A 4,411-nucleotide genomic window follows, 5' to 3' on the forward strand; every position below is an offset into this window, starting at 1 on the left:
CACGCTGGACAGCCTGCTGCCGGCGGAGGATCCCGCCCTCTCGGGCCTGCTTCTGCTGCCGCCCAAGGTCGCCGCTAGACTGCGCGCCATGCAAGCGCCCCGCCCCGCCTCATCCCCGCCCCCTTTCCATGCCGACACCCGGGACAGCCGCTGGATGACCGAGGCGGTGCGCCTGGCGCAGGGCGCCGTCGGCCTCAGCGATCCCAATCCCCGCGTGGGCTGCGTCCTCGTGGACGCGCAGGATCGTGTGCTCGGACAAGGACACACGCAGGCGGCAGGTGAGGCCCATGCCGAGGTCATGGCGCTGCGGGACGCGCAGGCCCGGGGTCACGATCCGCGCGGCGCCACCGCGTATGTGACGCTCGAGCCTTGCGCCCACCACGGTCGCACCCCGCCCTGCTGCGACGCGCTGATCGCAGCCGGCGTGGCCCGGGTCGTCGTCGCGCTGGACGATCCCAATCCGCTGGTCGCCGGCCAGGGCCTGGCGCGGATGCGCGCCGCCGGCATCGTCACGGACGTGCTCGCGACGGACCATCCGGCCGCGGTCGAAGCGCACGAGCTCAACATCGGTTTCCTGACCCGCATGCGCCACGGCCGCCCGTTCGTGCGAATGAAGATCGCCGCCTCGCTGGACGGCCGCACGGCGCTGTCCAATGGCGTCAGCCAATGGATCACCGGCCCCGAGGCCCGCAAGGACGGCCATGCCTGGCGCCGCCGCGCCGGCGCGGTGCTGACCGGCATCGGCACCGCCCGCGAGGATGACCCGCGCCTGGATGTCCGCGACGTGGAGACCACCCGGCAGCCGCAGCGGGTGCTGATCGACTCGCGGCTGGAGCTCTCGCCGTCCGCCCGCCTCCTGGCGCCGCCTGGCGGGCTGCTCGTTTATCACGCGCTGGCGCAGGCTGGCGAACGGGGCGCGGTGCTCGCCGGCCTGGGCGCGGAACTCGTCAGCCTGGCCGATCCGGCGCGGGGCAAGGTAGACCTGGCCGCGACGATCCACGACCTGGGCCGCCGGCAGGTCAACGAGCTTCACATCGAGGCCGGCTACAAGCTCAACGGCTCGCTGCTGCGCACCGGGCTGGTCGACGAACTGCTGGTGTACCTGGCACCGACGCTGCTCGGCGAGGGCCGGGGCATGGTCGACCTGGGCGGGCTGACGGCACTCGCCCAGGCCCCCCGCTTCCGCCTGGTCGAGAGCCTGGCGGTCGGCGGCGACCTGCGCCTGCGCCTGAGACCGGCCACGAGCGCCTAGACCCAGCCCTCCTCCGGCCCGCCAGGCCCGCCCCGCCTACAATCGCGCCCATGCCTATTTCACCGATTCCCGAGCTGGTCGCCGAACTGGCGGCCGGCCGCATGGTCATCCTTGTCGACGAGGAAGACCGTGAGAACGAGGGGGACCTCGTCCTCGCCGCCGACCACGTCACGCCGGAAGCGATCAACTTCATGGCCAAGCACGGCCGCGGGCTGATCTGCCTGACGCTGACCCGCGAGCGCTGCGAGCAGCTGCAGCTCCCGCCGATGGCCACCCGCAACGGCACCAAGCACGGCACCGCCTTCACCGTGTCGATCGAGGCCGCCACCGGCGTCACGACCGGCATCTCCGCCGCAGACCGCGCGCGGACCGTGCAGGCCGCGGTCGCCAAGGGCGCCGTGGCGTCCGACCTGGTGCAGCCGGGCCACATCTTCCCGCTGCAGGCCCAGGACGGCGGCGTGCTGATGCGCGCCGGCCATACCGAGGCGGGCTGCGACCTGTCGCGCATGGCCGGCCTGACGCCCGCCGGCGTCATCTGCGAGATCATGAACGACGACGGCACCATGGCCCGTCTGCCGGATCTGGAGGTCTTCGCCCAGGAGCACGGCCTGAAGATCGGCACCATCGCCGACCTGATCGAATACCGCAGCCGCAACGAATCGATCGTGCAGCGCATCGCGCAGCGTCCGCTGGAGACGCGCGAGGGCCGGTTCGAATGCCACGTCTTCCGCGATCGCTCCAACAACGTCCACATGGCGCTGGCGCTGGGTCAATGGCAGAAGGACGACGAAGTCCTGGTGCGGGTGCACGAGCCCTTCTCCGCGATGGACCTGCTGGACGCCGGCCGCTGCGGCCACAGTTGGCCGCTGCCGCAGGCGCTGGCGGCCATCCAGCGCGAAGGCTCGGGCGTGGCGGTGCTGCTGAACTGCGGCGAGGACGCCGACGCGCTGCTCGCGCGGCTGCAGCCGGCGACCGGCGAGGAACCGCGCCAGACCATGGACCTGCGCACCTACGGCGTCGGCGCGCAGATCCTGCGCGAGCTCGGCGTGCACCGGATGAAGCTGCTCGGCAGCCCGCGCCGCATGCCCAGCATGACCGGCTACGGACTGGAAGTGACCGGTTTCCAGGCCGCCCAGGCCACCCCCAACGACTGCTGAATCCGAGGACCGCATGCAAGGATCTGACAAGGGTCAGTCGACCCGACTCGACGGACGCGGCCTGCGCGTGGGCATCGTCCAGGCGCGCTTCAACGACGAACTGACGACCGCGCTGGCCAAGGCCTGTCGGGCCGAACTGAACCGGCTCGGCGTCCAGGACGCCGACATCCGCCACGTCACCGTGCCCGGCGCGCTCGAGGTGCCGGTGGCCCTTCAGGCCATGGCCGTCAGCGGCCGCTTCGACGCGCTGGTGGCGCTGGGCTGCATCATCCGCGGCGAGACCTACCACTTCGAACTGGTCGCCAACGAGAGCGGTGCCGGCGTGACGCGCCTGACGCTCGACCACCGCCTGCCGATCGCCAACGCGATCCTGACGGTGGAGAACGAGGAACAGGCCTGGGCCCGTGCCGAAGAAAAGGGCCGCGATGCCGGAACCGTCGCCGTCGAGATGGCGCAGCTGCTGAAAGAACTCAAGTGAACACCAAGGACACCTCCTCCCCCGCCGGCAAGCCCGCGGCCAAGAACGGCGGCAAGCCGGCCGCCAGGAAGGCGCCGGCCAAGTCGGCCCGCCGCCGCTCGCGCGAGCATGCGCTGCAAGGCATCTACCAGTGGCTGGTCACCGGCGAAGACCTCGGCGTGATCGACGCGCACACGCGTGAGCAGGACGGCTTCGACAAGGCCGACCGCGGTCATTACGACAAGGTCTTCCACGGCGCGATCGAGGAAGCGGCCGACCTGGACGCCGTGCTCGCCCGCCACGCCGACCGCAAGACGACCGAGCTCTCGCCCATCGAGCACGCGATCCTGATGATCGGCGCCTACGAGCTGAAGAACTGCATCGACATTCCCTACAAGGTGGCGATCAACGAGGCGGTCGAGCTGGCGAAGTCCTTCGGCGGCACCGACGGCCACAAGTACGTCAACGGCGTGCTGGACCGCGCCGCGATCGACCTGCGGCCGGTCGAGGTGAAGGCCGCCCGCGGTTGAGCGCGCGGCGCCTCAGGCGCCAGAAGCTGCAAGGGCCCGGGACGATCCGTCCGCGGGCCCTTTGTCATTGCCGGGCGTCTCAGGCCGCGGGCGTGCCGAGGGGAACTCCGGGCGTCAGCAGGCGTTCGAGCAGCTGCCGCACGCTGGCGATCTGGTCGCCGAACGGCAGTGCGCCGCGACCGCGGAAGAACAGGCCTCTCGCGGTCTCGCCGCGCAACGCCGAGGCCAGTCGCTGGTCGATGCAGAACTGACCCCAGTCCTTCAAGCCATCGCGCAAGCCGCACTGGCTCAGGCAGTCGAAGGCCAGGGTGCAGCGCTTCTTGAGCTGCGCGACGGACTGCAGGCGCGCCTCCGCGCCCAGGTACTTCTTCAGCCACGGCGTCATCACCGCCCGCGCCGGCAGGCCCGCGACGCTGCAGAACTCGACGAGGTCCTCCTCGCGCGCCTGGGCCAGCACCTGCTTGAACGACGGATGCGCATCGCATTCCAGCGTCACGGCGAAGGGCGTGCCGAGCTGCACCGCGTCGGCGCCCAGCGATTGCAGCCGCTGGATGTCCTCGCAGCGCCGCACGCCGCCGGCGGCGATCAGCGGCACCTGGCCCTCGGCGCCCGCATCGCGCAGGAAGCGCCGGACCGCGGGCAGCACGGTCTCGAAATCGAAACGGCCGTCGCCGACATCCGCGACCCGCGCCGCGCCGAGGTGCCCACCCGCATGGCCGGGATGCTCGATGACCACGGCCGCCGGCAGCCGCTGCCGGCGCTCCCATTTCTTCCACAGCAGCGTCACGCCGCGGGCCTCGGACAGGATGGGGACCAGGGCCGTGCGCGGATGGTCCTGCGCGAGCTCGGGTAGATCCAGCGGCAGCCCCGCGCCCACCACCAGCGCGTCGACGCCGGACTCGAGCGCCGTCCTCACCGAGGACGCGTAGTCGCTCACCGCGCGCATCACATTGACCGCCAGCAGGCCGCGCCCCTCGGAGAGCCGGCGAGCCGCCCCGATCTCGCGCGCCAGCGC

General features: G+C 71.7%; 5 protein-coding genes. 4 read left to right on the forward strand and 1 reads right to left on the reverse strand.

Features of this window, described 5'->3' with window-relative positions; translation table 11 throughout:
* The first annotated feature begins 154 nt into the window (after positions 1-154).
* From ribD to nusB, 4 genes are read left to right on the forward strand one after another with little or no spacing between them, the layout of a single operon-like run.
* The gene (gene ribD / locus FUT87_RS24370; RefSeq protein WP_147242666.1) at positions 155-1,252 is read left to right on the forward strand and encodes a bifunctional diaminohydroxyphosphoribosylaminopyrimidine deaminase/5-amino-6-(5-phosphoribosylamino)uracil reductase RibD; all 1,098 of its coding nucleotides are present in this window, start codon (positions 155-157) and stop codon (positions 1,250-1,252) included.
* Between the two features lie 50 nt (positions 1,253-1,302).
* Positions 1,303-2,409, forward strand: coding sequence for a bifunctional 3,4-dihydroxy-2-butanone-4-phosphate synthase/GTP cyclohydrolase II (ribBA, locus tag FUT87_RS24375; RefSeq protein ID WP_147242663.1), 1,107 nt, complete (start codon positions 1,303-1,305; stop codon positions 2,407-2,409).
* Between the two features lie 13 nt (positions 2,410-2,422).
* Positions 2,423-2,887 (forward strand): 6,7-dimethyl-8-ribityllumazine synthase, encoded by a 465-nt coding sequence (gene ribH / locus FUT87_RS24380; RefSeq protein ID WP_147242664.1) that lies wholly within the window; start codon positions 2,423-2,425, stop codon positions 2,885-2,887.
* Positions 2,884-3,396: a transcription antitermination factor NusB gene (gene nusB / locus FUT87_RS24385; RefSeq protein WP_091724376.1), complete on the forward strand. Its 513-nt coding sequence runs from the start codon at positions 2,884-2,886 to the stop codon at positions 3,394-3,396. Before ribH ends, nusB begins: the two co-directional genes overlap by 4 nt.
* Positions 3,397-3,475: 79 nt before the next feature.
* Here the strand turns inward: nusB and FUT87_RS24390 are convergent.
* A partial coding sequence (locus FUT87_RS24390) for a nitronate monooxygenase family protein (RefSeq protein ID WP_147242665.1) occupies positions 3,476-4,411 on the reverse strand: 936 nt, incomplete at its 5' end.

This window comes from Mitsuaria sp. TWR114 (genome assembly GCF_007997345.1).